The 25,752-nt window shown below is 54.1% G+C and carries 23 protein-coding genes; 8 read left to right on the top strand and 15 right to left on the bottom strand.

Translation table 11 applies throughout. The features are described from left to right. Positions 1-258 precede the first annotated feature (258 nt). The 7 genes from ptsP to JF44_RS0116520 form a co-directional block, all read right to left on the bottom strand. The gene (gene ptsP, locus JF44_RS0116490; RefSeq protein ID WP_052066001.1) at positions 259-2,055 is read right to left on the bottom strand and encodes a phosphoenolpyruvate--protein phosphotransferase; all 1,797 of its coding nucleotides are present in this window, start codon (positions 2,053-2,055) and stop codon (positions 259-261) included. 72 nt (positions 2,056-2,127) lie between these two features. Next, entirely contained in the window at positions 2,128-2,403 is a 276-nt protein-coding gene (locus JF44_RS0116495) for an HPr family phosphocarrier protein (RefSeq protein ID WP_033070096.1), read from the bottom strand. Between the two features lie 67 nt (positions 2,404-2,470). Beyond that, entirely contained in the window at positions 2,471-2,875 is a 405-nt protein-coding gene (locus tag JF44_RS0116500) for a PTS sugar transporter subunit IIA (protein WP_008889056.1), read from the bottom strand. A 15-nt stretch (positions 2,876-2,890) separates the two neighbouring features. Further along, complete coding sequence (rapZ, locus tag JF44_RS0116505) at positions 2,891-3,826, bottom strand: RNase adapter RapZ (protein WP_033070596.1); 936 nt, start codon at positions 3,824-3,826, stop codon at positions 2,891-2,893. A gap of 16 nt (positions 3,827-3,842) precedes the next feature. Further along, positions 3,843-4,283, bottom strand: coding sequence for an HPr kinase/phosphorylase (locus JF44_RS0116510; RefSeq protein WP_033070097.1), 441 nt, complete (start codon positions 4,281-4,283; stop codon positions 3,843-3,845). A 110-nt stretch (positions 4,284-4,393) separates the two neighbouring features. Further along, entirely contained in the window at positions 4,394-6,043 is a 1,650-nt protein-coding gene (locus tag JF44_RS0116515) for a stimulus-sensing domain-containing protein (RefSeq protein ID WP_033070098.1), read from the bottom strand. A gap of 89 nt (positions 6,044-6,132) precedes the next feature. Beyond that, positions 6,133-6,849, bottom strand: a complete 717-nt coding sequence (locus JF44_RS0116520) for a response regulator transcription factor (RefSeq protein WP_033070597.1) — start codon at positions 6,847-6,849, stop codon at positions 6,133-6,135. Positions 6,850-7,230: 381 nt separating this feature from the next. On the opposite strand from JF44_RS0116520, the gene JF44_RS0116525 reads away from it, so the two are divergent. From JF44_RS0116525 to JF44_RS0116545, 5 genes are all read left to right on the top strand, one after another. Further along, positions 7,231-8,892 (top strand): sensor histidine kinase, encoded by a 1,662-nt coding sequence (locus JF44_RS0116525; RefSeq protein WP_238318521.1) that lies wholly within the window; start codon positions 7,231-7,233, stop codon positions 8,890-8,892. Further along, positions 8,889-10,298, top strand: a complete 1,410-nt coding sequence (locus tag JF44_RS0116530; RefSeq protein WP_081944484.1) for a sigma-54-dependent transcriptional regulator — start codon at positions 8,889-8,891, stop codon at positions 10,296-10,298. Before JF44_RS0116525 ends, JF44_RS0116530 begins: the two co-directional genes overlap by 4 nt. 459 nt (positions 10,299-10,757) lie before the next feature. Then, positions 10,758-11,723, top strand: a complete 966-nt coding sequence (locus JF44_RS0116535; protein WP_033070100.1) for a TAXI family TRAP transporter solute-binding subunit — start codon at positions 10,758-10,760, stop codon at positions 11,721-11,723. Next, positions 11,720-12,226 carry a DUF1850 domain-containing protein gene (locus tag JF44_RS0116540; RefSeq protein ID WP_033070101.1) on the top strand — a complete coding sequence of 169 codons (507 nt, stop codon included), beginning with the start codon at positions 11,720-11,722 and terminating at the stop codon, positions 12,224-12,226. Before JF44_RS0116535 ends, JF44_RS0116540 begins: the two co-directional genes overlap by 4 nt. 5 nt (positions 12,227-12,231) lie before the next feature. Further along, entirely contained in the window at positions 12,232-14,247 is a 2,016-nt protein-coding gene (locus JF44_RS0116545) for a TRAP transporter permease (protein WP_033070102.1), read from the top strand. A gap of 120 nt (positions 14,248-14,367) precedes the next feature. On the opposite strand, the gene JF44_RS0116550 is transcribed toward JF44_RS0116545, so the two are convergent. From JF44_RS0116550 to JF44_RS0116570, 5 genes are all read right to left on the bottom strand, one after another. Further along, complete coding sequence (locus JF44_RS0116550; RefSeq protein WP_033070103.1) at positions 14,368-16,257, bottom strand: bifunctional sugar phosphate isomerase/epimerase/4-hydroxyphenylpyruvate dioxygenase family protein; 1,890 nt, start codon at positions 16,255-16,257, stop codon at positions 14,368-14,370. A gap of 1 nt (position 16,258) precedes the next feature. Next, entirely contained in the window at positions 16,259-17,104 is an 846-nt protein-coding gene (locus tag JF44_RS0116555; RefSeq protein ID WP_033070104.1) for a shikimate dehydrogenase family protein, read from the bottom strand. Then, positions 17,101-18,612, bottom strand: a complete 1,512-nt coding sequence (locus JF44_RS0116560; RefSeq protein ID WP_033070105.1) for a tripartite tricarboxylate transporter permease — start codon at positions 18,610-18,612, stop codon at positions 17,101-17,103. The genes JF44_RS0116555 and JF44_RS0116560 overlap by 4 nt, the downstream gene beginning before the upstream one ends. A gap of 3 nt (positions 18,613-18,615) precedes the next feature. Beyond that, positions 18,616-19,110, bottom strand: a complete 495-nt coding sequence (locus JF44_RS0116565) for a tripartite tricarboxylate transporter TctB family protein (RefSeq protein ID WP_033070106.1) — start codon at positions 19,108-19,110, stop codon at positions 18,616-18,618. A gap of 73 nt (positions 19,111-19,183) precedes the next feature. After that, a complete protein-coding gene (locus tag JF44_RS0116570; protein ID WP_033070107.1) occupies positions 19,184-20,179 on the bottom strand; it encodes a tripartite tricarboxylate transporter substrate binding protein in 996 nt (331 codons plus the stop codon). 200 nt (positions 20,180-20,379) lie between these two features. On the opposite strand from JF44_RS0116570, the gene JF44_RS0116575 reads away from it, so the two are divergent. Both JF44_RS0116575 and JF44_RS0116580 read left to right on the top strand, forming a co-directional pair. Next, the gene (locus JF44_RS0116575) at positions 20,380-21,312 is read left to right on the top strand and encodes a LysR family transcriptional regulator (RefSeq protein WP_033070599.1); all 933 of its coding nucleotides are present in this window, start codon (positions 20,380-20,382) and stop codon (positions 21,310-21,312) included. Between the two features lie 91 nt (positions 21,313-21,403). Further along, complete coding sequence (locus tag JF44_RS0116580) at positions 21,404-22,702, top strand: MFS transporter (protein WP_033070108.1); 1,299 nt, start codon at positions 21,404-21,406, stop codon at positions 22,700-22,702. A gap of 173 nt (positions 22,703-22,875) precedes the next feature. On the opposite strand, the gene JF44_RS0116585 is transcribed toward JF44_RS0116580, so the two are convergent. Then, entirely contained in the window at positions 22,876-23,058 is a 183-nt protein-coding gene (locus tag JF44_RS0116585; protein WP_033070109.1) for a hypothetical protein, read from the bottom strand. A 140-nt stretch (positions 23,059-23,198) separates the two neighbouring features. Here JF44_RS0116585 and JF44_RS0116590 point away from each other — a divergent pair, with 140 nt between their 5' ends. Then, positions 23,199-24,188, top strand: coding sequence for a LysR family transcriptional regulator (locus tag JF44_RS0116590; RefSeq protein ID WP_052066003.1), 990 nt, complete (start codon positions 23,199-23,201; stop codon positions 24,186-24,188). A 16-nt stretch (positions 24,189-24,204) separates the two neighbouring features. Here the strand turns inward: JF44_RS0116590 and JF44_RS0116595 are convergent, their stop codons facing one another. Continuing rightward, positions 24,205-24,750 carry a GNAT family N-acetyltransferase gene (locus tag JF44_RS0116595; protein ID WP_033070110.1) on the bottom strand — a complete coding sequence of 182 codons (546 nt, stop codon included), beginning with the start codon at positions 24,748-24,750 and terminating at the stop codon, positions 24,205-24,207. After that, on the bottom strand, positions 24,750-25,676 hold the full coding sequence (fmt, locus tag JF44_RS0116600; RefSeq protein WP_033070111.1) for a methionyl-tRNA formyltransferase: 927 nt from the start codon (positions 25,674-25,676) through the stop codon (positions 24,750-24,752). The genes JF44_RS0116595 and fmt overlap by 1 nt, the downstream gene beginning before the upstream one ends. Positions 25,677-25,752: the final 76 nt, after the last annotated feature.

Below are 25,752 nucleotides of genomic sequence, written 5' to 3' on the forward strand. Positions count from 1 at the left end.
GGCGCATCCGCCAAAGACTTCTGTCTTGCCGATACGCCGATAAATTCTGTTGCGGCCGTTCGTCTGGCCGCGATAGGGCACATATAAAGATATCTTTATATTGTTTTCAAGTTCTTTTTTACGCAAATTTGCATCGCGCAGACCACAAACATTCTTTCAGCGCCCGAAAGCCCTGAAATTCCGGCGTTCCCGGCAATTCCGGGCACGGACAAAACTGTCCCCTATGTTGGGGTAATCGTTACGCCAGGCAAGGTCTGCTCAGGCAAGGTCGTTGAAATCATCCAGCATCATCGCAATCCGCGCGGAATCCCATTGTTCCATCACGCGGTTGGCTTGATGTTCGGAGTTACGGCTATCAAGCCGGCGCAACCGCTGCTTGACCAGCAGCAAATTCACCGGCGACATCGACAGATTGCGCAAGCCAAAACCGATGAACAGCGGCACATAGCGCGGATCACCGGCCATCTCGCCACAAACACTGACCGGAATGTCACGTTCACCTGCCACCCGGATCACGTCACGGATCAGGCGCAATACCGCCGGATGCAGCGGATCAAAAAGCCCCGCCACCTGATCATCGGTCCGGTCAATCGCCAGCGTATATTGCGTCAGGTCATTGGTGCCAATCGCAAAGAAATCGCTGTCACGCGCCAATGTATCGACCGCAATCGCCGCAGCAGGAATTTCAATCATCGCCCCCAATGGTGGCAAGATTTCGGGGATCGGATGGCCTTCCTTGCGCAGGCGTTTCGCAACCGCCTCGTAGATCTGGCGCGCCCGAGTCATTTCATGCACGGCCACCACCATCGGGATCAAAACCCGGATCGGCCCATGCAGGGATGCGCGCAGGATGGCGGCAAACTGGGTTTCCAGCAATTCCGGCTTGCGCAGCGACAAACGCACCCCGCGCAACCCCAAGGCCGGGTTTGGCCCCGACCCCATTTCATCCTGAAGCGCAACGGCAAGCTTTTCACCACCGATATCAAGGGTGCGGATGGTGACCGGTTTGCCATCCATGCGTTTTACGATATCGGCAAGTTCTTCATATTGTTCGTCTTCACCCGGCAGATAGTCCTTGTTCATGAACATGAACTCGCTGCGCAGAAGTCCGATGCCACTCGCCCCGTTTTCAAGGGCCGCGGAAAGTTCGATCGGCAATTCGATGTTGGCATGCAGATCGATATCTACACCATCGCGTGTTGCGGACGGAACATCGCGCAAGGACGCCAGCTTTTCTCGTGCCGTCAGCCAGTCGGAACGACGCTGGGTGTAATGTTCAATATCGGCTTCGGTCGGTGACAGGATCACCTCACCGCGCCCGCCATCGACAATGATCTGATCACCACCGCGCACGCCCCGGATGATATCGGCTGCGCCAAGAACCGCAGGAATGCCCAACGAACGCGCCATGATCGCCGTATGCCCCTCTGCCCCGCCAAGGGCGGTGACAAAGGCGGTCAGTTGGCCGGGTTCAAAGCGGGCCATGTCGGCCGGGCTGACGTCCTCGGCAATCAGGATGGATCCTTTGGGCGCCATATCCACAGCCCGGTCGGTTTCCCCGATCAAACAGCGCATCAAACGCAGGCCAACTTCACGGATATCGGTCGCACGTGCGGCGATATAGCTGTCTTCCATGCCCGAAAACTGATCGGCGATGGCATCAATCACGTCGCTGACCGCATGAACGGCATTAAAATTTTTCGATGTAATCAGTTCTTCTGCCCCGCGCACCAGCCGCGACTGGGTCAGCATATGGACATAGGCATCAAGCAGGAAGCCAAGTTCCTCGGATGCGGCACTGTCGGCATTTGATGATTGGGATTTCAGCCGTTTGAGCTGATCAATGCTTTCGGCAACACCATCATGCAGGCGTTTGCATTCGGCTTGCACCGCATCATCGGCAACAGGGGTACGGCTGATTTGAATGATCTGACGATCAAGAACAAAGGCCCGACCAATCACGATCCCGCCCGATGCGCCCAAACCGGTGATGACCCGGCGGGTACCAGTGGTGGGTTCGACTGAAACGGTTTGATCTGTCGGAGGAACTTTCAAGCCTTCTAAAAGCCTTTGCCAACTCGTTCTTGGTGCAGCGAAAGTCAGACGCCCGAGATCGGGCAGACGTGATTATTCTTCGTCGAACTTGTCGTCTACAAGTACGTTCAGCGCATCAATCGCCTTTTTGGCATCGGGTCCGGTGGCCTCGACCTCGATCTCGGTGCCGATTGATGCCGCAAGCATCATCAACCCCATGATCGACACCCCCGAGACTTCAGTACCCCGGTTGCGCACCATGATGCTCGACTGGAATTCACCAGCCAGTTTAACAAATTTCGCCGCCGCCCGCGCGTGCAATCCACGCTGGTTGCTGATTGTTAAGGTGCGTTTTTCCTTCTGCGCCATTTATGTCCCCGCAAGCCCGACATACTGTCCCCGCATGTCCGGGCCCTCTGTTCTTTTTGTTGCAGACTTATTCCTCGCCGCTCAGAAGACGCGACGCAACGTTGATGTATTTACGCCCCGCATCCTGGGCCGCATTGACCGTCTCGGCCAGCGTGCCGTCAATGCGCACAGATGCCAGCTTAATCAGCAAAGGTAAATTAACCCCTGCGATCACTTCGACATTTGCCTGTTCCATAATGGAAATCGCCAGATTGGACGGAGTCCCGCCAAACATGTCGGTCAGCAACACCACACCTTTGCCGCTGTCGACCTTTTCAACACTGGCAAGAATATCGGCGCGACGTTGTTCCATGTCGTCATCGGGTCCGATACAGACCGCTTCGACATTTTCCTGTTCGCCAACGACGTGCTGCAGGGCAGACACGAATTCCTTGGCGAGATCGCCGTGGGTGACCAGCACCATCCCGATCATGCAGTTTTCTCCATTTTAACTCTCCCCCGAGGTCGGCTCATCTGGCTTGTCGCGATGACTAAGATGGGTGTCATACCCCAGATCAGCAATCCAGTCATTGAGTAACCGCGCGGTATAAACCGAACGGTGTTGACCGCCTGTGCATCCGACCGCAATGGTCAGATAGCTTTTACCTTCCTGCGCATATCGCGGCAAAATCGGCTCCAGCATGGCCTTCAGACGGGTGATAAACCCGGCAAAATCCGGGTCCTCTTCTATATAGGCGCCCACCGCCGCATTCATGCCCGTCATCAAACGAAGCTCGGGATCATAATGCGGGTTGCGCAGAAAGCGAACGTCAAAAACCAGATCGGCCTCGGCCGGCACCCCCTGGCGGAATGAAAAGCTTTTGACAAAAACCCCCATGCCTTCGGTTTCGCCAATATCAAACTGATCCTGCAAAATTTTGCGAAGCTCGGCTGATTTCAGGCGCGAGGTATCAATGCGCATATCGGCTGTGGCGGCTATCGGTGCCATCAGGCGTTTTTCATGTTCGATCGCATCGACCAGGGGCCGGTCATGGTTTAACGGATGCGGACGCCGCGATTCGGTAAAGCGGCGCTGCAGCACGGCAGTATCGGCGTCGACATAAATCATCAACGGGTCCATGCCGGTCTGCTTGCGCAATTTGCCAACAATATCGACAAACTGATCAATCCCGAAATCGCGCGTCCGGATATCAAGGCCAATGGCAATCGGCTGTTCCGGGCGGCAGTCGCCGGGCACGAGTGCCGACAACATGCGCAGCGGCAGATTGTCGACCGCATCAAAGCCAAAATCTTCAAGAATCTTAAGCGTCGTGGTCCGCCCGGCGCCGGATACACCGGTCACCAAAACCAACCCGCTTTTACCGTCAAATGCGCCAAGAGCGTCTTTGCGCGTTTTAGAACTGTTACCGGAAGTCTTCTGCAAAACAGATCCCTGTGGATTACGGTTCAAGTGTCATCTCACCAGTCGCGAGCGCCAAAGCTACTCCAATCTTTGCCTCAATTGCCAGATCGGATGCACATAATGTCCAACGTGGAATGGCAATGCCACAAATCTCTTCGCTGTCGGGTTCGGGCATGCGTTCGATATCGCGCGCAGATGTTTCCAAATCAATCAAAACCCGAACGTCACCTTCGGGTTTGACCGGCAATCCACGCACAACCCCGATGCCGCGCACCTCGCACAATCCGGCAATGGGGGCGGGTGCGGTTGCGATCAGTCGCCCGTCACGCGCCGCAAGGTCTGTTCGATCATCGGATACAAGAAAGCCGCCCGCCTTTATCAGACGCAGCGAAAGCCCGGATTTTCCAGACCCGGACGCCCCGCGAATCAAGATCGCGTGGGCGCCAATCTGGACGCAATTTGCATGAAGCTGGGACATAATGGAAAAACGATGCTTCGCAGAGGGTATCTTGTCAAACCCCAAACGCGCCAAAGACTGTGAACTTAGTCTCCCGCATAGGGATTTGGCCTGTTCGCGCTGCAAAAAACTTAATCAAGGGGCAGGCGAATGGTAAAGACAGCCCCTTTGACAGTCTCTTCCTCGATGCGATTCTGTGCGGAAAGTTCCCCGTTATGGGCAGCAATAATCCGCTTGGAAATCGACAGGCCCAGCCCCGAATGCTGACCGAATTTCTCGGTCGAGGGGCGCTCGGTATAGAACCGGTTGAAGATTGCCTCTTCCTTGCCCGGCGGAATGCCCGGCCCGTCATCCTCGATCGTGATCACCGCCCAATTCTTTTCACGCCATGCACGCACACGCACGTCGCCGCCGTCCGGGGTGAAGGTGATCGCATTTGAAATCAGGTTTCTGAACACCTGGGTCAGGCGGCTTTCAAGGGCCGGGACATTAAGGTTCTCCGGCACGGAAACCTTGATCGGCGGGCCATCCACATCAGCATTATAAAGCTCGCCCAAGGTGGTCAGCAGCACGCCAAGATCGACTTCTTCGCTTTCTGCACGCGACAGTTCCGCATCCATGCGAGAATAATCGGAAATATCACTGATCAGGCGATCAAGGCGCTGCACATCTTCGGCGATGATTTCCATCAGGCGGCGCTGGCGTTCCGGGTCTTTAAGGCGTGTGGCCGTTTCCACCGCAGACCGCAGCGATGTCAGCGGGTTTTTGATTTCATGGGCGACGTCGGCGGCAAACCGTTCAATCGCATCCATGCGATCCCACAGGGTTTCGGTCATGTCACGAAGGGTGGTCGACAAATCGCCGATTTCATCCCCCCGGTCAGACAGATCGGGAATGGCGAACTGGCGATTTTTGCTGCGCCGGACCCGTTCGGCCGCGCGCGCCAGTCGATTGAGCGGACGGGTAATCACACCAGCCAGATAAATCGACAGCAACACCGTAATGCCAAAGGCAAAGACAAAGATTTTCAGGATATCAAGGCGCACCGCATGCAGGGCGTTTTCAATCGATTCGCCACTTTTGGTCAGCATCACCGATGCCAGAACCTGCTTGAAACGTGCGACTGGCACTGACACCGACAAAACCCGTTTGCCCTGACTGTCCACGCGTACAACCCCGCGGGAATAGCCCGCCAGGGCGGCGCGCACTTCCGGGTAATCGGCCGCACTGGCGACCGGCGGATCGACATAAAGTGGCAAGGGTTGCTCACCCTCAAACAGGGTCAGAATGCCATCGGTCAGTTTGCGCATGATATCGGCAAAGGCGTCTTCGTCACCAGGTGCTGGCAGTTCTTCGGCCTGAATGGTGCCTGCGCCCAATGACTGAATATTGCGGCTATCGGCCAAAAGATTGCCATTGGTGGCAAACAGGCGGGTGCGTGCGCCGGTAATCCCGACAAGGCGGCGCACCATTTCGCGGGCAACTTCGATTTTCACCCGGTTGGTGGCATCATCCCCGGAACTGACAGCAGATGTCGAAAGCGCAGCGGCATACATTTCGGCCTGAACGGCCATGGCTTCAAGTTCGGAATGAATAAGTTCCTGTTTGTAGCGCCCCAGATACAAAATCCCGGCCACAAGCACAAACAGCGCCAGCGCATTCACCGCCAGAATCCGCCAGGTCAACGGCGAAAACAGCCCGTGGCGTTCTTCTATTCGTACGACCCGTGTTTCGGACGGACCTGCTGTCTGGTCCTGATCACCAGCGCTATGATCGCTCATTCAAACCCGCAATAACCGGCCTGTTTAATCAGGCCTGCAAAACAAGGCATGCCGGAACGCAACTGTTCCGGCATGTCAGAAAATCCTGATCAGCCTGCTACCGTGGCCGTGTCACGATAGCGATACCCGACACCATACAAGGTTTCGATTTCCTTGAATTCCTTGTCGGTCTCGCGGAACTTCTTGCGCAGGCGCTTGATGTGGCTGTCAATCGTACGGTCATCGACATAGATATGTTCGCCATACGCCGCATCGATCAGCTGGTCACGGTTTTTGACATGGCCCGGATGTTTCGCCAGTGCCTGAATCAACAGGAACTCGGTCACGGTCAGATTGACGTGCTGACCTTTCCAGCTGCACATGTGGCGCGACGGATCAAGAACCAGATCCCCACGCTGCACAACGTCATCGGATCCGCTGGGGCGCACACCGCCAGCGCGCATGATCTCGGCACGGCGCAAAAGGGTTCTGATACGTTCAATCAGCAAACGCTGGGAAAACGGCTTCTTGATATAATCATCCGCCCCAAGCCGCAGGCCGGTCAGTTCATCGACCTCGTCATCTTTCGATGTCAGGAAAATGACCGGCATCTCGGTTTTCTTGCGCAGATGGGTCAGAAGCTCCAGCCCGTCCATGCGCGGCATCTTGATATCAAGCACCGCAAGGTCCGGCTCTTCCTTGGTAATGGCATGCAATGCCTCTGAACCATCAGAATATGTCAGAACCTCATATCCTTCTTCTTCCAACGCCATCGAAACCGACGTCAGGATATTCCGGTCGTCATCAACAAGTGCGATCTTACTCACCTGGACCTCATCTTCTGGACAGATACAATTTGGGTCAGAACCCATTCACAGTTCGGTGACTATACAATTTACATTCCAATGTGGCGAAAAAATAACCACTTGCGGCATAAATAAGGCCAATCGAATACACAGGGGCAACATGCCCCCTTTTGCCCGTATTTATTGACTTTATCGCGACACCCCCGCAAACAATCATCGCATTGGTATTAACACGTCACCCTGACTGCAACGCCCCAAACACAAGAATGATCCCAGCAAACAGGGGAGGTCGCGATTTTCTATTGGTTAAGCAATTTCAGCCGCGGAACCCTGATCTTCACCGGGACATTCATTTCGGCGATCATTATCTGGGCTGCTGTCAGTTCGACCGGCAATTTCACCATTCGCGAACTTGAAACCACCGGCGAAGCGCGCCTTGCGCTGTATGACAGTTCGCTTCGCGCTTCAATTGACCGTTATCGCTATCTTCCCTATGTCGTGGCCCGCCAACAACAGGTGACCCGCGCCATCGAAGATCACAGCACCGCGCAAGACGCCAACCTTTACCTTGAGCAGGTCAACGATCAATCCGGGGCTGCGGCACTTTATATTCTCGATCGATCCGGAGAAACGGTTGCCTCAAGCAACTGGAACACGCCAGACAGCTTTGTTGGCGAAGATTATTCTTTCCGCCCCTATTTCAATCAATCCCTGTCGGGCAAAGAAGGGTTCTTTTTTGGCATCGGCGTGACCACGGGACGCGCCGGGCTGTTTATTTCCCATCCAATTTCGCAACATGACACCGTCATTGGTGTCGTCGTCGTCAAACTCGAACTCGAAGAAGTCGAACAAAACTGGCAGGACGCGGGCGAAACCGTATTTGTCGCAGATAAAGACGGCGTGATCACACTGACCAGTCAGGGCGACTGGAAATATAAAACCCTGTCCCCGCTGTCGACATTTGACCGCGCACGCATCGAAAACAACCGCCAATACCCCGGACGTGAACTGGCATCCCTTGATGTCGGCAAACAATTGTCAAAGGGATCAGGGATCGTTGCCATTGACGGGCAACGCTATCTGTTTGACAGCAAGCCGATCAAGGGCAGCGCATGGCGGATTTTCTATCTGACATCCATGGATCAGGTCACCGACCGTCAGGGGGCGGTCATGCTGATTGCCATCATTGCCGGTGGCATGATCATTTTGGTCATTCTGTTTTTGCGTGAACGTGAACTTAAACTGGCATCACAACGCGAGGCTCTTGAATTTGCGCGCATTCAGGCGCTCAATACCCGCCTTGAAAAAGAAATCACCGAACACCGCAAAACCGAAGAAGAACTGCGCGGCACGCAAAACGAACTGGTGCAGGCAGGCAAACTTGCCGCCCTTGGTCAGATGTCAGCCGCCATTGCCCATGAAATCAATCAGCCGATTACGGCCATCCGAACATTTTGCGCCAGTGCCAAGCTGATGATCGAACGCGGCAAAACCGAACAGCTTGATCAGAATATCAATCAGATTTCTTCGCTGACCGAACGCATGGGGGCGATCACGGGTCAACTCAAGACATTCTCGCGCAAATCAACCGGGGTGCTCGAACCGGTCGACCTCAAGATCGCCCTTGATAACACGCTGCAATTGCTCAAACCTCAGCTTCAGCAAGAAGAATGCACCCTTGAACGCCATGAACCCGATACCCCCATTGTCGTTCATGCCGATCTGGTGCGCATCGAACAGATTTGCGTGAACATCATCCGCAATGCCCTTGATGCCATGGAATCCAGCAGCCCAAAACGCATCAACATTGATCTCGCAACCAATGACACCGACGTCATCATGCGCATCACCGATACCGGGCCGGGCATGAAGGAAGAAACCCTGTCGCTTCTGTTTGATCCGTTCTTTACCACCAAGGACCCCGGACAGGGCGTAGGATTGGGACTTTCGGTAACTTATGGCATTGTGCGCGACTTCGGTGGCAGCATAAAAGCCTATAACACCGACACTGCCGGGGCCTGCTTTGAAGTTCGCCTGCCGTTGCTCAAGGGTAAAACATCGTGACCACCACCGACCAGCCACAAGACACCGACACCAACCTGCACCTCACGCCGCGCATCATCATTGTCGATGACGATGAAGCAATGCGTGTGTCGCTCGCACAGTGGCTGGAACTATCGGACTTTGCGATCACGGTTTATGAAGACGCCCGCGAGGCGCTCCGCGATATCAATCCGGATTTTGCCGGTGTCATCCTGACCGATGTAAAGATGCCCAAGCTTGATGGCATCACCTTTACCCGTTCCGTTCTTGCCGCTGATCCCGATATCCCCGTGATTCTCATGACCGGTCATGGCGATGTTCCCATGGCGGTCGAGGCAATGAAAAGCGGGGCCTATGATTTCGTTGAAAAGCCGTTCGAACCCAAAGACATTGTCGAAAGTTTGGAACGTGCCATCGAGAAGCGCCGTCTGGTCATTGAAAACCGCAATCTGCGCCGTCAGATCAAAAATCGCGGCAGCCTTGATGCGCGGCTGATTGGCAATTCACTGCCGATGCGTGCACTCAAAGACGAAATTGCCAACATTGCCCCGACCGAAGTCCCGGTTCTGGTATCGGGTGAAACCGGTACGGGCAAGGAACTGGTGGCACGCGCAATCCATGATCTGAGCGACCGGCATGATGAAAAATTCGTCGCAGTAAACTGTGCCGCTATCCCCGAAAGCACGGCCGAAAGCGAATTGTTCGGCCATGAAAAGGGCGCCTTTACCGGGGCCGCCAGCCAACGAATCGGCTGGATCGAACATGCGATTGGCGGCACGTTGTTTTTGGATGAAATATCAAGCATGCCGCTTGCCCTTCAGGCCAAACTGCTGCGCGTGATCGAACAGCGTGAAGTGGTTCGCCTGGGATCAAACGCCCCTGTCAAAGTCGATTTTCGCCTGATTTGCGCAACCAACGAAGATCTGGTCACGGCTGTCTCTGCGCGCACCTTCCGCGAAGACCTGCTGTTTCGCATCAATACCTTTGAACTGGCCATCGCACCCTTGCGCGAACGCAAGGATGATGTCGCCCTTTTGTTTGATATCTTTGCCGAACGTGCTGCCGAACGGTTCCAACGCCCCTATGAGCGTGTCACCCCGGTGCTGATCGCCCAGCTTAAAGCCCATGACTGGTCGGGCAATGTGCGCGAACTTAAAAACATGGCCGAACGCTATGTCCTTCTGGTCGGAAGCCCTGAAGAACGTTTCAAGCGCCTGTTCAAGGGCGGATTTGACACCACCGGCCCGCAATCACCCGATCTGGCACTGGCCGATCAGCTTCGCGATTTCGAAGAACGCATCATTCGCGATGCGCTTGATCGTCACGACGGCAATGTCAAATCGGTGATGGAGGAACTCGACATTCCGCGCCGGACGCTTAATGAAAAGATGAAAAAGCTCAACATCCGGCGCGATAAATCTGCCTAAGGCATTGCTGCGGCGCATCATTTTGCTCGCACGCGCAACATATCGGCGAAAATCCGCCGATCAAAACCGGCAAATCGGCAAGATTATGCCGAATTGCCGATTCAACCCCGCATAAGTCATTGTTTTGTCATCGTGTTTTTTATTTCGGCTTTGGCATACTCATTGCTACTATCAGCATCAAAATGATATACTGATAAAAACACGAGGGAGGAATTCAAACAGCCAGTCCGGTTCGGATGGTTTATCGTGCTGTTTAAAATCCCCCTTTAAACTGGTTTCAATTTCGGTCCCGCTGATTTCGCATCGGTCGCAAACCTGACAGTCACGTCAATCGGGATTTCTGAGACCCAAAAATAACAGGTCGTGCCAAATGGCCGTCAAAGAACGTTAAGAACCATATCTTGAACGATCTTTTGATTAACTTGTCGTTGTTAAGTGTTAACCCTAGGGAGGACTACCATGAAGCTCCGTACTCTGCTTACAGCAGCAGCCGCAGCCATGATGCTGACCGCCGCACCTGCGTCGGCACAGCAACTGTCAATCGCAACCGGTGGTACCGGTGGCACCTATTATCCGTATGGCGGTGGCCTTGCGGAACTGATCACCAAATATGTTGATGGCTCCAGTGCCGTTGCCGAAGTGACCGGCGCATCTGTTGAAAACATGGGCCTGGTTGCCCGTGGCGACAGTGACATCGCAATCGGCCTTGCCGATACCGTTTATGCCGGCTTCACCGGCACTGGCAAATTCGAGGGCCGTACCCTTGATAACGTCCGCGCACTGGCATCGATCTATCCGAATGCGGTTCAGATCGTCACCATGGCAGACAGCGGCATCAACGGCCTTGCCGACCTTAAAGGCAAGCGTGTTTCTGTTGGCGCACCGGGTTCGGGCACCGAGGTTTCTGCTCAGAAACTGCTCGAAGTCAATGGCATCTCCTATGATGACATCGAAGAACAGCGCCTGAACTTCAACGAAACCGCTGATGCGCTGCGTGATGGTGACATCGATGCCGGTTTCTGGAGCGTTGGCCCGCCCACCAGCTCGATCCTCAACCTCGCAACCACGCGTGACATCAAACTGATCGCGCTGACCGACGAAGAAATTGTTGCTGCACTGGATGCAGAGCCGACCTTCGCACCGTATGCTCTGCGTACCGGCATCTACGAAGGCGTTGAAGCACCGGTCAACACCATTTCGACCCCGAACGTTCTGTTCGTGAATGCAGAAATGGATGAAGAACTGGCATATCAGATCACCAAGACCCTGTTTGAAAAGGTCGACGAGCTGATCGCCATCCACCCGGCTGCAAACGATACCACGGTTGATTTCGCCCTGAACTCGACCCCGATCCCGATGCACCCGGGCGCGCTGCGTTACTACGAAGAAACCGGTAATCCGGTTCCGCCGCAGCTCTATCCATGATCTTGAATGGAATTGGGCGGCCAGCATTGGCCGCCCTTCTTCTCTTGATATCGGCATGCGCTGGTCCGGCCCATCAGGACCACGCCAAACCCGGTACTGTCATTGATCATCTTGAAGTGATCGATGCAGATGGGGCGGTTCTGGCCAGAACCGAAATTCCACGTCAAACCGGCTGGTGCCTGTATTGGAACCATTCCGTAACCGGTGATGGCGTGATCGACTGTTATGTCGACGATCTGGGCAAAATGGTACTCCATCGTGCCTATCAGCCTGACTTCGCAGCAGGGCTTGGTCACTACCCCGGCCGGGGTATTCTGACCAGCGCGAAAGGCGGCGGATACTGGATCGAAGACATCGACGAACCTGTGCGCAACAACGCCTATGTGTTACGTGTGGGGTCACGTGCGGTTAATCACCGCATCGTCACCGATGATGATGAAATCAACCTTTCAAAGATGGCTGAACACACCCGTGTCACCATCCGCCTTGATACCGGGGAATAAGTTTAATGTCCGAACCGGCACCGCTTCCGTCCATGACGGACAAATTGCCACAGCCAAAAATGGTCCTGTGGGCAATTTCGATTGTTGCAGTCGCACTTTCTTTGTTCCAGATGTATGGCGCAGGGATCGAGCCGCTCGGCCTGTTCTATCAACGCACCATTCACCTTGCGTTCGTGATGTTCCTGGCCTTCCTGATGTTCCCGGTATTTGGCAGCAACAAGAAACGCGGTGTATTGGGCTGGGTGATTGATATCGCCTTTTTGGCCGGTGCCTTTGCCACGGGCTTTTATCTGTCCTTCTATCTCGACGAAATCATCAATCGCGCCGGGTTCTGGAGCGACACCGACCTGATCATTGGCGTGATCGCCACCGTCACCGTGCTTGAGGCCAGCCGCCGTGCTGTTGGCCTTGGCATGACCGTGATCGGTATTATCGCGATCATCTATGCCCTTTCGGGTCCGCGTGGGGCGCTTCCCTGGGTTGGCGAATGGCTGCCGGGCATCCTGTCACATCGTGGTGCCAGCGTAGACCGTCTGGTCGGGCAACTTTACCTCGGTCAGGAAGGCATCTATGGCCTGCCGATGGGCGTTGCTGCGACCTATATCTTTATGTTCGTTTTGTTTGGTGCCTTCCTTGAAGTCACGGGTGCTGGCAAATTCTTTATCGACATGGCCTATGCCGCGACGGGCAAAAAACCCGGTGGCCCGGCCAAGGCTGCTGTTCTGGCATCAGCTGGCATGGGCTCGATCAGTGGGTCGGCCATCGCCAATGTTGTGACCACCGGCGCCTTTACCATCCCGTTGATGAAACGTCTTGGCTATCGCCCGGCACAGGCCGGTGGCGTTGAAGCTGCCGCCTCGACCGGCGGGCAGATCACCCCGCCGCTGATGGGCGCAGGCGCGTTCCTGATCTCCGAATATACCCAGGTGCCTTATCTTGAAATCGTCATGGTTTCGATTTTCCCGGCGATCCTGTATCTCGGCACTGTTTATCTGTTTGTCCACATCGTTGCCCTGAAGCAGGGCATGCGCGGCATGCCGGTTTCCGAACTTCCCGATTGGAAAGAAGTTCTCAAGGAAGGCTGGCAGTTCATCCTGCCGCTTGGCGTTCTGATTTATCTGCTGGTGCTTAACATCTCGCCGATGCGCGTGGGCTTCTGGGCCATTCTGTCTGTCATGGGTGTTGCCGCACTCAGATATGCCTTGTGGTTCTTTGTCGTTGCCCCGCAAAAAGGCGAACGCCCAAGCCACGACGCCCTGAAAGACGCCATCCGCAAGGGCATCAACATCACCTTTGCCGCCCTTGAGCTTGGCGCGAAAAACGCCGTTGCCGTTTCCATGGCCTGTGCGGTTGCCGGCATCATTGTCGGGGTTGTCGGCCTGACCGGTCTGGGCCTGAAATTCTCCTCGATGATGATCGCCTTTTCGGGTGGCAACATCGTTCTGGCCCTTGTTCTGGTCCTTCTCGCCAGCCTGATCCTTGGTATGGGCCTGCCGGTGACGGCATCCTATATCGTTCTGATCGTGCTGGTCGGCCCGGCACTTTCGAACGAGTTTGGCATTCCGCTTCTGATCGCGCATCTGGTGGTGTTCTGGTACTCGCAGGACAGTAACGTAACACCGCCCATTGCGCTGGCGGGCTTTGCGGGGGCTGCAATCGCCAACGCCAGTCCCATGGAAACCAGTGTTCAGGCCTGGAAGTTTGCCAAGGGTCTGTATCTGATCCCGGCCTTCATGGTGTTCAATCCGGAAATCATCGAAGGCGGCGCGATCGAGATCGTTCTCTGGACCGGCTTTACCGCCATCCTGTGCCTGACGGCCTTTGCCGCCGCACTCGAAGGTTATCTGTTTGCTCCAATGGATGTGGTTTCACGGATCATTATTGTTCCGGCAACAATCGGTGTCTTCTACCCCGATCTGACCGCAGAAATTGCCGGAACGGTCGTGTTGCTTGCCGTGCTTGGCTTTAACTGGTGGCAGGGCAAAAAGAACGGCCCGACACCACAGGCCGCCACAAGCTAGACCATTCCTTACCGTCCCGACGAAAGTCAAAGCCCGCAGCGTTTCGCTTGCGGGCTTTTTCTTTGATCGTTTATTGCAAGTCGGCACTTGAAAAGTTGTTCGAATTATATCCTGAGACGCTTATTTTCCGGCCGGTAATGCCTTCATCAATCGCTTTTGTGCCGCGATTCGAAACGCTGCATTTGGCGCGCCATATCCGTTATAACCATCGCGGCGCTCGACAATCTCAAAAAAGAAGCCGTCCGCATGATTGGTACTGAAAATCTGGAAAAACTCGCCCTGATCATCACGATCATACAGAATGTGATAGGCACGCAGCTTTGCAACAAAATCTTCTGTCAGACTAAAACGGGCTGCGACATCGTCATAGTAATTGGACGAGATTTGCAACGGTCTGAAGCCTTTGGTCACAAGTGAATCTGCGGTTTTGAAAATATCAGCACAGCCAAGTGCGATATGCTGAACCGCCGACCCAAAAGTCTCGGCAATGAAATGACCGGCTAGAGTCTTGCGGCTTTCGGCACCGTTCAGTGTCAATCGCAATGATCCGACATCATTTTCGATCACCTGACTGCGCACCAATCCTGCCGGATCAACTACATCAACCATCGGCATTTTGCGCGTATTGAAGATTGACGTGTAAAACAGGATCCAGGTGAGCATTTCCTCATAGTTCATCGTCTGGGCAACATGATCAACAGACGTCAGCCCGATTGGCGCAACTTCGGTGCTCTCTCGGCTGGGCTTGAATTCAGTTTCCCACATATCTGCAAGTTCGGTTTGATCATCAATAAAATGCATCAAACCCCCACCAACACCCCGGATAGCAGGTATTTTCAACTCACCCGGGCCAAGAGGCTGCTCAAAAATTGACGCCCCCAATGCGGCGGCACGTTCCACAGTGGCTGTTGCATCATCAACCCGCAGGCAAATGTCACACACCGACGTCCCGTGCATAATATAGGCCGCATGGGCAAAGCCTTCGCGTTCTGTATTGATCAAAAGGTTGATATTGCCCTGACGCCAAAGCGAGACATTTTTCGATACATGCTGCCCACACAGGACAAAGCCAAGGGTGCGGAAGATATCGGCAAGTTCTTCGGCCTCTTTTTCATCGGCTGTAAATTCAATAAACTCGATGCCTTTGACATTGATCCGATCCGCAATATCGGGCGTTGATATCTTGATGTTGGGTTCGCGTCGGCGTACCTGATCCATCAAATAGACAAGTGACCGCTTGCCATCAACCGCAATGGCCTTGGGCGAACCGCCCCGGAACTGGTCATTGAAAATTTCAAGCGATAATGGCCCGTCATAGCCGGTTGCCGCGACCGCCTGCATAAATTCCATAACCGGAAAATCGCCCTCGCCAGGCATATTGCGGTAATGACGGCTCCAGTACAAAAGATCCATATCAATGCGTGGTGCATCGGCAAGCTGGACAAAAAAGATCTTGTCACCCGGAATAGCCCGGATTGTATTGACATCGGTTCCGCGTGCAAGCGTATGGAAACTGTCAACAATCAGACCAACATTGTCATGGTCAGCGCGACGGACAATTTCCCAAGCATCCCGGTGATCATTGATATGACGCCCCCACGCAAGTGCTTCATAGCCAATCCGAAGACCGCGTTTTTCGGCCCGTTCGCCAAGCTCTCGCAAATCATTTGCTGCCCGGTCGATTCCGCCTAGCGATACCGGCGAAACATTGGAACAAATCAACATCAGGTCGGTGCCAAGCTCCTCCATCAGATCGAATTTGCGCTCTGCCCGGTCAAAGGCACGTATACGGTGTTCGTCAGGCATGCCTTCAAAATCACGGAAGGGCTGGAACAAATAAATTTCCAATCCGTGATCACGAATCATTTTTGCAACATCGGCTGGGGTGCCGTCATACGTCAGAAAATCCGTTTCAAAAATTTCCAAACCGTCAAAACCGGCCGCAGCAATCGCATGCAGCTTTTCGCCAAGATCGCCACTGATTGATACAGTCGCTATCGAGGTTTTCATATCAGCCTTCCTCGCAAACAGTATTTTTAACAGCGGGCCAGAGCTCAAGGTGACGCATCTGGAACTCAAGTTGAGCTGTCGCCATTTCCTTGCCGCTCTGAATTCTGCGGCCCAAACGTTCGGCTGTCCGCAAGAGGGCCGTTTCCGCAGGTTTGGTCACAACGTCGGCAACGATTCCATCCTTGCGCACGATGCGGGGATCAAACGGCAGCGGGTCAATTTGTTGCATGCCAAGTGCAGTTGCATTGATCGCAAGATCAACACTTTCAGGTACGTCAGCTGCCGCAAGAGAGATCGAAACGTCGCGATAAGCACTTTTGAGTGCTGAACATATATAATCACGGCGTTTTTCGTCCCGTTCGACGAGATGGAGATTTGCAACACCACTTTCGCACAGGGCATCGGCAATTGCCGCCCCGGCACCGCCGCCCCCGCCAACCAGCATCACCGATTTACCCGAAAGCGTCACACCGTTCAGTCGCAAAGCCTCCACCATGGCCAACCCATCGGTCATATCCCCGATCAAGCGTCCGTCATCAAGACGGCTTATGATGTTGACCGAAGATGACCGGTGTGCGCGCGCCGTCAGTTCATCCACGACACGAAAAGCCACCTGTTTATGTGGAACTGTCACAGAACAGCCTCCACAATTCTGCCACGTCCGCAACATCCGAAAGAATTCCTCGGCAGTGGCTGGCGGCGTATCAACAGCAAACATCACGGCATCAATCGACTGCTCGGCAAACCAGCCATTAATGGTTGGTGGGGTGCTCACCTGTGCGACGGGATGCCCCAACAATGGATAACACATCGTCGTACCGGTAATGGTGGGAATGGCAGCTTTCATCGTGCTTCTTTTCGTTTTGCGAGATAGTTCATGATCCAGCGTTTCAGGGGCGTCTGGGACAAGATCATCAAGATCAGGGAAATGGTCAGAACCAGCGTGATCGGGTGGGAAACCAGGTTCCACAGGAAATTCCCGATATCATCGCGTGCTGCGATTATTGTTCGACGGTAATTAGTATCCATCATCGGGCCAAGAATGACGCCAAGAATAATCGGCCCCACCTGAAAACCGTAAACCTTCAAAAAATACCCCATCACACCGAACAAAAGCATCCAGTATATATGGACCGGGTTGTTCTGAATGGCGTAGGTGCCAACAGCGGACAAGACAATGATCAACGGGATCAGGATCGCCTTGGGGCATTCGACAATCTTGGTAAAAATCTTGATCCCGGTTAGGCCGAAGATCAGCAAAAAGATATTCGCCAAAGTCAGATTGCCCACGGTGAACCAGAACAGATGGGGCGTTTCTACCAACATCAGCGGGCCGGGCTTAAGACCATGAATGAACAGTGCGCCAATAATTACGGCAGTTACAGCATCCCCCGGAATACCAAGTGTCAGCATCGGCACAAAGGCCCCACCAACAGCCGCGTTATTTGCTGTCTCCGGCGCGACAAGGCCCTCTTTGGCCCCTTTCCCAAAGGGAACCTCTGGCTTCTTGGTTGAACGTTTCGCATGGTCATAGGCTAGAAGTGCGGCAATATCACCACCGGTACCAGGCAAGGCCCCGATAATTGTGCCAATCCCCGACGTTCGGATCGCCAACCAAAAGTATTTCTTGATGTCGCGAAAGCGCGGAATAATCCTGTCGATCTTCTGTTTAACCGCTTTCAGGTCAAGCTGATGCAACTGCACCAATGCCTCGGCCACCCCAAAGAAACCAATCATCGCCGCGACATAGGGTATACCACCCATCAGCGTGATTGATCCAAATGTAAAGCGGCCTTCTGCAGTCATGGGATCAAGTCCGACCATGCCAATCAGCACACCAAGCGCGCCGGAAAAGACACCTTTGGCAAAGCTTTCACCCGACAGCGTCCCGACCAAAAGAATCCCGATCAAACCAAGCAGCAAATAATCACGTGACTGGAACAAAATGGCAAAATCGGAAATGACTGGCGCAAACAGAGCTAGAGCTAGAATGCCGATAAATCCGCCCATAACCGACATAACCGTTGTCAATCCAATGGCCTCGCCAGCTTCCCCCCGCTTGGCCATTGGATAACCTTCAAGGGCGGTTGCAATCGCACTTGGTGCCCCTGGAATGTTCAACAAAATAGCGGTACGTGAGCCGCCGTAAACGCCGCCAACAAACACACCTGCAATTAATGCAAGGGCCTCGTTAACAGGCCATTTAAATGTAAAGGAAATCAGAATGGACGTGGCCATGGTAACCGAAAGCCCCGGAATGGCACCGACATAGATTCCGGCCAATGTTCCAAGTGCCGTCAGGCTCAACAACCACGGGTCCGTCCAGGACATGGCAAAATTTGCGAGAACATCCATGGCTTAGAACAATCCTCTGAGCCATTCCCCTTGCGGAAGAACGACCTGAAATACAACACGAAAAATGAAATAGATGCTGGCAAGCGAGATGGCCGTGACGCTAAGCGTCACAAGCAGGCTTTTGCCCCACAGATAGCTAAATGAAATCAGCAGAAATATCCCAGAACTAACAATAAAGCCAAGCCACGGCATGCTGAACAGGTAAGCCACCATAAGGCCCAGCATGACCAACTGCCGCAACGGCAACACCCGACGGAAAAACAGCCGCAACTCATTAACTGTTCGATGGCGGGGGACCGGTGCTCTTGCCGTTTGGCAAAGAATAACAAAGGAACTCAAAACCATCGTTCCGGCCGCAAGCATCGGGAAAACACCTGCACTATGCGCACTGGAAAACCCGGAAATCTCATAGGCCTGCCAGAATGCAACAACGCTAAATACGGAAATGATGATCGCAAAGACCAGCTCAGCGGGGCGTTCTGAGGGTACGTTTGACATGGAACTCTCCCACAGTCAGGGGAAATCGCCGCCCCCGGCTCAATCACGTCCGGGGGCGGTATGATGTTGGGGATTACGGGCGCTCAATACCCAGTTCTTCCGGGCTGACTTTTGCCGCACCGGTGTCAAACAAAACCCACGACGTAACCTGCTGCCATTTCTTGAGGAATGCATCAGCTTCATCACCAGAAATGTTCATCATAACATTCCCGCGATTGCGCATCAGGGTTTTGAACTCTTCTGCTTCGGCTGCCGTCGCATAAACGTCCACAAGCTTGTTGCGAACTTCTTCTGGTACATCACGCTTGATGAACACGCCATAGAACGGCCCCCACGGCAAATATTTCGCCATCTCGGGAATTGCATCCGTAATGGCCGGAACATCAGGAAGGGTGTCAACCGGTGCTGTGTTTACAACGGCAAGGGCGCGCATTTTGCCCGCCTTGATCTGCTCGGCAGCAGCCGAAATACCTGCCGGCATGAAATCAACTTCACCGCCAAGCATCGCGGTCAGGCCGGGGCCTTCGCCATCAAACGGAATGCCGATAACGTCAAAATCGGTCGCGTTTTTGATTAGAGCACCAACCGTACTCGGCAGACCACCCGGGCCAGTGGACCCCATGACGACATTGCCCGGATTGGCTTTGATATCTGCCAAAAGATCTTCCATCGTCTGGTATTTTGAATCCTGCGGCACGGTGATAACAGCAACACCACGACCAAGAATATTCACCGGATAGAAAGAAGAATAATCAAGTTTGGTCAACCCCATGACCGGGTGCAGTTGCGGGTTTTCCGCCCCATACAACAAGGTATAGCCATCCGACGGCGCCGCATTCACGAACGATGTCGAAAGGGCGCCTGCGCCACCGGATTTGTTCAGCACGACAATCGGCTTGCCAAGTGCTTCTTCTGCTGCCGGATTAACGGCACGCGCAACCGTATCAGTTGCACCACCCGCTCCCCACATAACAACACCAAGAACTTCGCGTTCGGGGTAATCCGCTGCAAAGGCAGCACCAGACATGACTGAAAGGGCGGCAACTGCCCCCAAAAGTATATTTTTCATAATTTCCTCCCGTCGGCACATGCGTGCCTGACTGTGATCATTTGAATTCCCGGCATCTCCCTGCGTCTTGTTTGTTTGAACGTCACGCGCAGTTGAGACTTGTCAGAATTTGACAATTGAAAGACATTAACGCAAATACCAAAATGAACGCAAAACATAACTTTTGGTTATATATTAACATTGGTGCCGGTCTGAACATCATGAACAAGCGATCAGAAAACAGTTTGACTCTTCGCCAGATTGAGGTGATGCGTGCCGTGATGATCTCCGGTTCCATTACCGGTGCTTCAAAAATGCTGAACGTTTCCCAGCCCGGTATTTCGCGAACCATGAAACATTTGGAATCCTCACTCGGGGTGGCATTATTTACACGAACCGGTGGGCGCTATGTGCCAACGCCAGCCGCGCAACAGGTCTTCTTGCAGATGCAGGAAATCGACAAAAAGCTCCGGGATTTGAACTTCTCAATTTCGCAGCTTGAACGGGGACATGATGTAAATGTGTCACTGGCATCTGTGCCAAGTATCGCCCACGTCATGGTCCCGCGTGCTGCGGCTGGCCTCAAAAAGCGTTACCCCGATATTAGGATGAACATCGAAATCCTCAAGATTGAGGAAGCAATCGATTTTCTTTTGTTGGGGAAGGGGGATTTCGTCTGCATGAGCTATCGGTTTGATCACCCGTCCATCACCTTTGAACCGCTTTCAGAAGGCCATCTTGTCTGCGTGTGCCACAAGGATCACCCTTTGGCCCAATATGACTCGGTTTCGGTTTCACAAATTGCGCAATGTCCTTTGATCGGCATTGATCCCAACGACCCGTATGGCAAGCTTCTTGCCCGGATTTTCGATGTACAGGGCTTGGAATATCATATTGAAATTCTCGCCCGATTTGGCACAACCGTCCTTGGCCTGGTTCAGCAAAATTTGGGCGTTGCGGTTCTTGATTGCTTCACGGTTGATGGTCTCGAAGCACGTGCAGCCGAGTTGACCGTAATCCCTATTCAGGAAAAGACGATCTTTTCCACCTGGATTGCCCGCCGGGAAGACATTGAAATATCAAGTTTTTCTCAAACCTATATCGACATACTCAGGCAAGAAATGGCCAATGTTCTGATGCCAAGGCAACTGTAACAGTTGTTTTACCCCACCGACGGGCAGTAGACCGCCACGGATTGAATCGATACAGTTGGCCTCGCCGCTCACCAACAGGTTCATGATTTCCATGCAGTTTCTTCACCTGCTGCGCCAAGCCCCACGGCAACTTGCCTTTGGCGCATTGCACAGCTTTGGCTCGTCGTTCGGGCAAACGTTTTTGGTCGCGCTGTTTGTCCCGTTCATCTCGGCAAGCCTTGCGTTGAACGCAACCGAATTTGCCAACATCTATGCGGGCATCACCATTGGCAGTGCGCTGTGCCTGCCCGTCGTCGGGCGCTGGATCGACAAGGTCGATATCCTGTCCTACAGCATAGCGACCATGGCGTTGCTGGCACTGGGCTGTTTGCTGATTTCCGTGGCTGAAAATGTCTGGATGCTGATAGCTGCATTGTTTGTCTTGCGACTCGCCGGTCAGGGCCTGATGAGCCATGTCAGCATGACCGGCATTGCGCGCTATTTCTCGCGCAACCGTGGCCGTGCACTTGCCATTGCCAGTTTCGGCTTTCCGCTGGCCGAGGCCCTGATGCCTGCCATCCTGCTTGCACTGATTGCACTGTTTGGCTGGCGCTATATTTATGGCGGGTCTGCCGTCTTTATCCTGCTGGTGCTGATGCCCACAGCAATGCTGCTGGTCCGGGGCGATAAAAAGTTTCGCATTCCTCCAACCAAATCAGACGCGCCGAAAAATACACCCGATCCCGATGCTGCCCAAACAGACGACTCCGCGACTTCTGCCACGGCAACACCCCCCACCCAAAGCGACCATCCCCGCCTGTTCAAATCGGTTTATGTCTGGTTTTGCATGCCGATGCTCGCCGCCCCGCCGCTGATCATGACAGCGCTGTTTTTCCATCAGGGTGCGATTTCCGACCACAAGGGCATTGATCTTGGCTGGTTTGCGGCGGGCTTTACAGTTTTTGCCGTGACATCGGTACTTGGGGCCTTTGGCAGCGGCCCGTTGATTGACAAACATTCCGCCCGACGCCTGTTCCCATGGCATCTGGTGCCATTGATGGTCGGTGTTGTTGTTTTGGCCGCAACCAAAACCCCCTTTGCCATTCTGATCTATATGGGACTGGTCGGGATCACCACCGGCTTTGCCACCACACTGCGTACCGCCATCATCCCCGAACTGGTGCCCCTTGATGAAATTGGCGCGGTGCGCAGTACACTGACCGCGGTCATGGTGCTGGCTTCGGCCATGGGGCCAGCCATTTATGGCTGGATGTTTGCGGCCAGCATGTCGATTGAAATGATGCTGATCATAACGCTGATCGCCATGGTGCTGGTCAGTGTTCTGTCATGGATTTCCGAACGACCGGGCTTTTATGTCCCGCCGGGCGTTACGCCACAGGACACGCATTAAGCCCAACAGGCCAAAAAAATGGCCCGGATCACAAAAGTGACCGGGCCAGTCGGGAAAACAGCGTCAAATTGGGAGGAAGACGCTAGATAGAAAATAGTAGTTCCAGCCTGCGGGAGCACCTCTTGGGGAGGAAACTCAATCGGCGCTCAACCGCATGCCGTCGTAAGTCGTAATCAGGCAGCACCGCCAACGGTACCAGCCGGGTGCTTGACGTCGGATGCCTTGTCCGAACCTTTGAACAGGTTACGAAGGAAGGAACCTACGAACTCAGCGCGGAGCTGCTGACCTTTACGTACACCTGCTTCGATTTCGGTGGTGGAGATGTAACGGGTGGTGATTTCTTCGTAAGCGGCCATGATGACCTCCTCAATATTTCGTTCGTTGCGACGCCGTGTCGCTCTCGATGAACCCAATCTAATTTTCTTTACCGCGAAAGAGAATTCCCTCAATATGCACATTACTTGTGAAATATCGTCATAAATAGGAAGTCTGAGTTATGGATCGCGCCGCAGAAATGGAAATCTTTGTCCATGCCGTCGAGGAAGGAAGCTTCTCGGCCGCTGCCCGGACAATGCGCCTGTCACCGTCTGCAGTCTCGAAATACATTTCGCGCCTTGAAGACCGGTTGGGTGCACGTCTTTTGATGCGCACCACCCGTCAGCTCAGCCTGACCGAAGAAGGCCGGGCCTTTTACGAACGCGCCCGCACGATCCTGAATGAAATCGAAGAAGCCGAAGAAGTCGTAACCCAGCTTTATGCCGCCCCGCGCGGAACATTGCGCATCAACGCATCGGTTGCCTTTACCAAAATGCAGGTGGTGCCGCTGGTGCCGGAATTCCTTGCGCGTTATCCCGATGTGCGGATCGAATTGACGCTGGATGATAAATTCACCGATCTGGTCAATGATGGCTATGACCTTGCCATTCGCCTGTCCGCGCTTGAAGATTCCTCGCTGATTGCACGTAAATATGCGGTCAACCGCCGCATGATCGTCGCATCGCCGGAATATCTTGAAAAGAACGGCATCCCGCGCAAGCCCCAGGAACTTGAAAACCACAACTGCCTGCATCTGTCATCACGCGAAAGCTTCAATGACTGGCACTTCGAAACACCCGATGGCCATGTATCCTTCCGCGCAGAGGGATCCTTTTCGGCCAATGACGGCGATGTGCTTCATGAAGCGGTTCTGGCGGGTCTTGGCATGGCGCGTCTGGCGGAATATCTGGTGCATGAAGATATCCGCACTGGTCGCCTGACCCCGGTTCTGACTGAATATGTCCATGATCAGGCGTGGATTTCGGCGGTGTATCCCCATAAACGCCACCTGTCGCCAAAGGTCCGCGCCTTTGTTGATTTTCTTGCCGAAAAATTCACCCCGGTCCCGCCGTGGGAGCTTGGCTTCCGGGATGCCCGTGCATTCCGCAAGACCCCGGAAAACCCCAAAGACAACCCCAACATCCCCGATATGGTCGGCAGCAAGGACTAGGGTTAAAAGATCAAGATCAAAGCAACAGCGCCTTTTGATAGGCGCTAAAGTCAAAGCAAAACTGGATTTCCGACGAATTGCTGAGATCATCGAGAATGCGGCTTTCGCCTGTGCGCACAAAGCCGCATTTTTCATAGAACCGATGCCCGGCTTCGAACCGCGTATCGGTCCAAAGCATCACATGTGCGCAATCCCCATGCGTCTGCCCCAACCACGCCAGCGCCTTGGCCATCAGTTTTTGTGCAATCCCCTGCCCGCGTGCGCTGCGATGCAGATACACCTTATGCAATTCGGCTTCGTGACTTGCCACGTCATATTTAATCCCGAAACAGCCCAACACACGATCAGCAGAATCCACCGCGACCCAAATCCGGCCATCCCCGGATTTGAAATCATCGGCAATCGCATCAAGTTCCGGAAACTCCGTCGCACGGTCAAACATACAGCCCGCGTATTCGTCGAAAACATCCGCAATCAGCGCGGCAAGGCCATCACCATCGCTGTTAAAGGCTGGCCGAATTGTAAGCGGCCCGACCGTCTGCGTGCTGAGATCGCCTGCCATCAGCTAAGCTTTACCCCCTTGGCAAGCTTGTCATAGCCGCGCAGCACCGCATCGGCATCCATCACCGCCTTGCCCGGACGCTGAATGCGCGTCGGGCGAAGCGCCCCGCTGCCACAGCCGATGCTAAGCTGATCATCAAGAACTTCACCCACCGGGCCGGACTGATCAATCACCTCTGCTGCCTGCACCTTGATGCGTTCCTTGCCCAACTCAAAATAGGCACCGGGCCACGGCGTAAAGGCGCGGATTTTCCGCTCAAGAGCTGCGGCATCATCATTGAAATCAAGCTTGGCTTCCGAACGTTCCAGCTTGGCGGCATAGGTCACGCCTTCATCTGGTTGCTTGGTCGCCACCAGCCCGCCTTGGGGCAGTTTTTCCAGGGCCTCGACAACCATCTTTCCACCAAGGGCAGCCAGATCATCATGCAGGGCATTGGCATAGGTTTCAGACGTGATCGGAATTTCACCAATCAGCAGCATGTCACCGGTATCAAGCCCGACATCCATCTGCATGATGGTCACACCTGTCGCATCATCCCCGGCCAGAATGGCCCGCTGGATCGGGGCGGCCCCGCGCCAGCGCGGCAAAAGCGACGCATGAATGTTCAAACATCCGTGTTTTGGCGCATCCAAAATCGCCTTGGGCAGGATCAGGCCATAGGCCGCAACCACCGCCACATCCAGATCAAGATCGGCAAAGGCCTGCTGTTCATCAGCCGATTTCAGCGATACCGGCGTGCGCACTTCAATGCCCTGATCCGCAGCCCAGGCATGCACCGGGCTTGGCGTTTCCTTATGTCCGCGCCCGGCAGGTCGCGGCGGCTGGGAATATACGCAAACCACATCATGACCCGCGGCCACCAGATCCCTAAGCGCCACAAGGGCAAAGTCCGGGGTTCCCATAAAGGCAATGCGCAGCTTGGTCATGTCAGATCGTCCATTCATCACAGGTTCGCGAAAGGGGCGCTTTTTTAAATATCTGGCGGCAATTTGGCGGTATCTT

Source organism: Thalassospira australica, assembly GCF_000763295.1.
Taxonomy (GTDB): Bacteria; Pseudomonadota; Alphaproteobacteria; order Rhodospirillales; family Thalassospiraceae; genus Thalassospira; species Thalassospira australica.

Coding starts and splice junctions, on each gene's coding strand:
- JF44_RS0116495 (WP_033070096.1), bottom strand. CDS start 2,403: ATGGCGCAGAAGGAAAAACGCACCTTAACAATCAGCAACCAGCGTGGA.
- JF44_RS0116500 (WP_008889056.1), bottom strand. CDS start 2,875: ATGATCGGGATGGTGCTGGTCACCCACGGCGATCTCGCCAAGGAATTC.
- JF44_RS0116510 (WP_033070097.1), bottom strand. CDS start 4,283: ATGTCCCAGCTTCATGCAAATTGCGTCCAGATTGGCGCCCACGCGATC.
- JF44_RS0116515 (WP_033070098.1), bottom strand. CDS start 6,043: ATGAGCGATCATAGCGCTGGTGATCAGGACCAGACAGCAGGTCCGTCC.
- JF44_RS0116535 (WP_033070100.1), top strand. CDS start 10,758: ATGAAGCTCCGTACTCTGCTTACAGCAGCAGCCGCAGCCATGATGCTG.
- JF44_RS0116540 (WP_033070101.1), top strand. CDS start 11,720: ATGATCTTGAATGGAATTGGGCGGCCAGCATTGGCCGCCCTTCTTCTC.
- JF44_RS0116545 (WP_033070102.1), top strand. CDS start 12,232: ATGTCCGAACCGGCACCGCTTCCGTCCATGACGGACAAATTGCCACAG.
- JF44_RS0116550 (WP_033070103.1), bottom strand. CDS start 16,257: ATGAAAACCTCGATAGCGACTGTATCAATCAGTGGCGATCTTGGCGAA.
- JF44_RS0116555 (WP_033070104.1), bottom strand. CDS start 17,104: ATGAAAGCTGCCATTCCCACCATTACCGGTACGACGATGTGTTATCCA.
- JF44_RS0116560 (WP_033070105.1), bottom strand. CDS start 18,612: ATGGATGTTCTCGCAAATTTTGCCATGTCCTGGACGGACCCGTGGTTG.
- JF44_RS0116565 (WP_033070106.1), bottom strand. CDS start 19,110: ATGTCAAACGTACCCTCAGAACGCCCCGCTGAGCTGGTCTTTGCGATC.
- JF44_RS0116570 (WP_033070107.1), bottom strand. CDS start 20,179: ATGAAAAATATACTTTTGGGGGCAGTTGCCGCCCTTTCAGTCATGTCT.
- JF44_RS0116575 (WP_033070599.1), top strand. CDS start 20,380: ATGAACAAGCGATCAGAAAACAGTTTGACTCTTCGCCAGATTGAGGTG.
- JF44_RS0116580 (WP_033070108.1), top strand. CDS start 21,404: ATGCAGTTTCTTCACCTGCTGCGCCAAGCCCCACGGCAACTTGCCTTT.
- JF44_RS0116585 (WP_033070109.1), bottom strand. CDS start 23,058: ATGGCCGCTTACGAAGAAATCACCACCCGTTACATCTCCACCACCGAA.
- JF44_RS0116590 (WP_052066003.1), top strand. CDS start 23,199: ATGGATCGCGCCGCAGAAATGGAAATCTTTGTCCATGCCGTCGAGGAA.
- JF44_RS0116595 (WP_033070110.1), bottom strand. CDS start 24,750: ATGGCAGGCGATCTCAGCACGCAGACGGTCGGGCCGCTTACAATTCGG.
- fmt (WP_033070111.1), bottom strand. CDS start 25,676: ATGACCAAGCTGCGCATTGCCTTTATGGGAACCCCGGACTTTGCCCTT.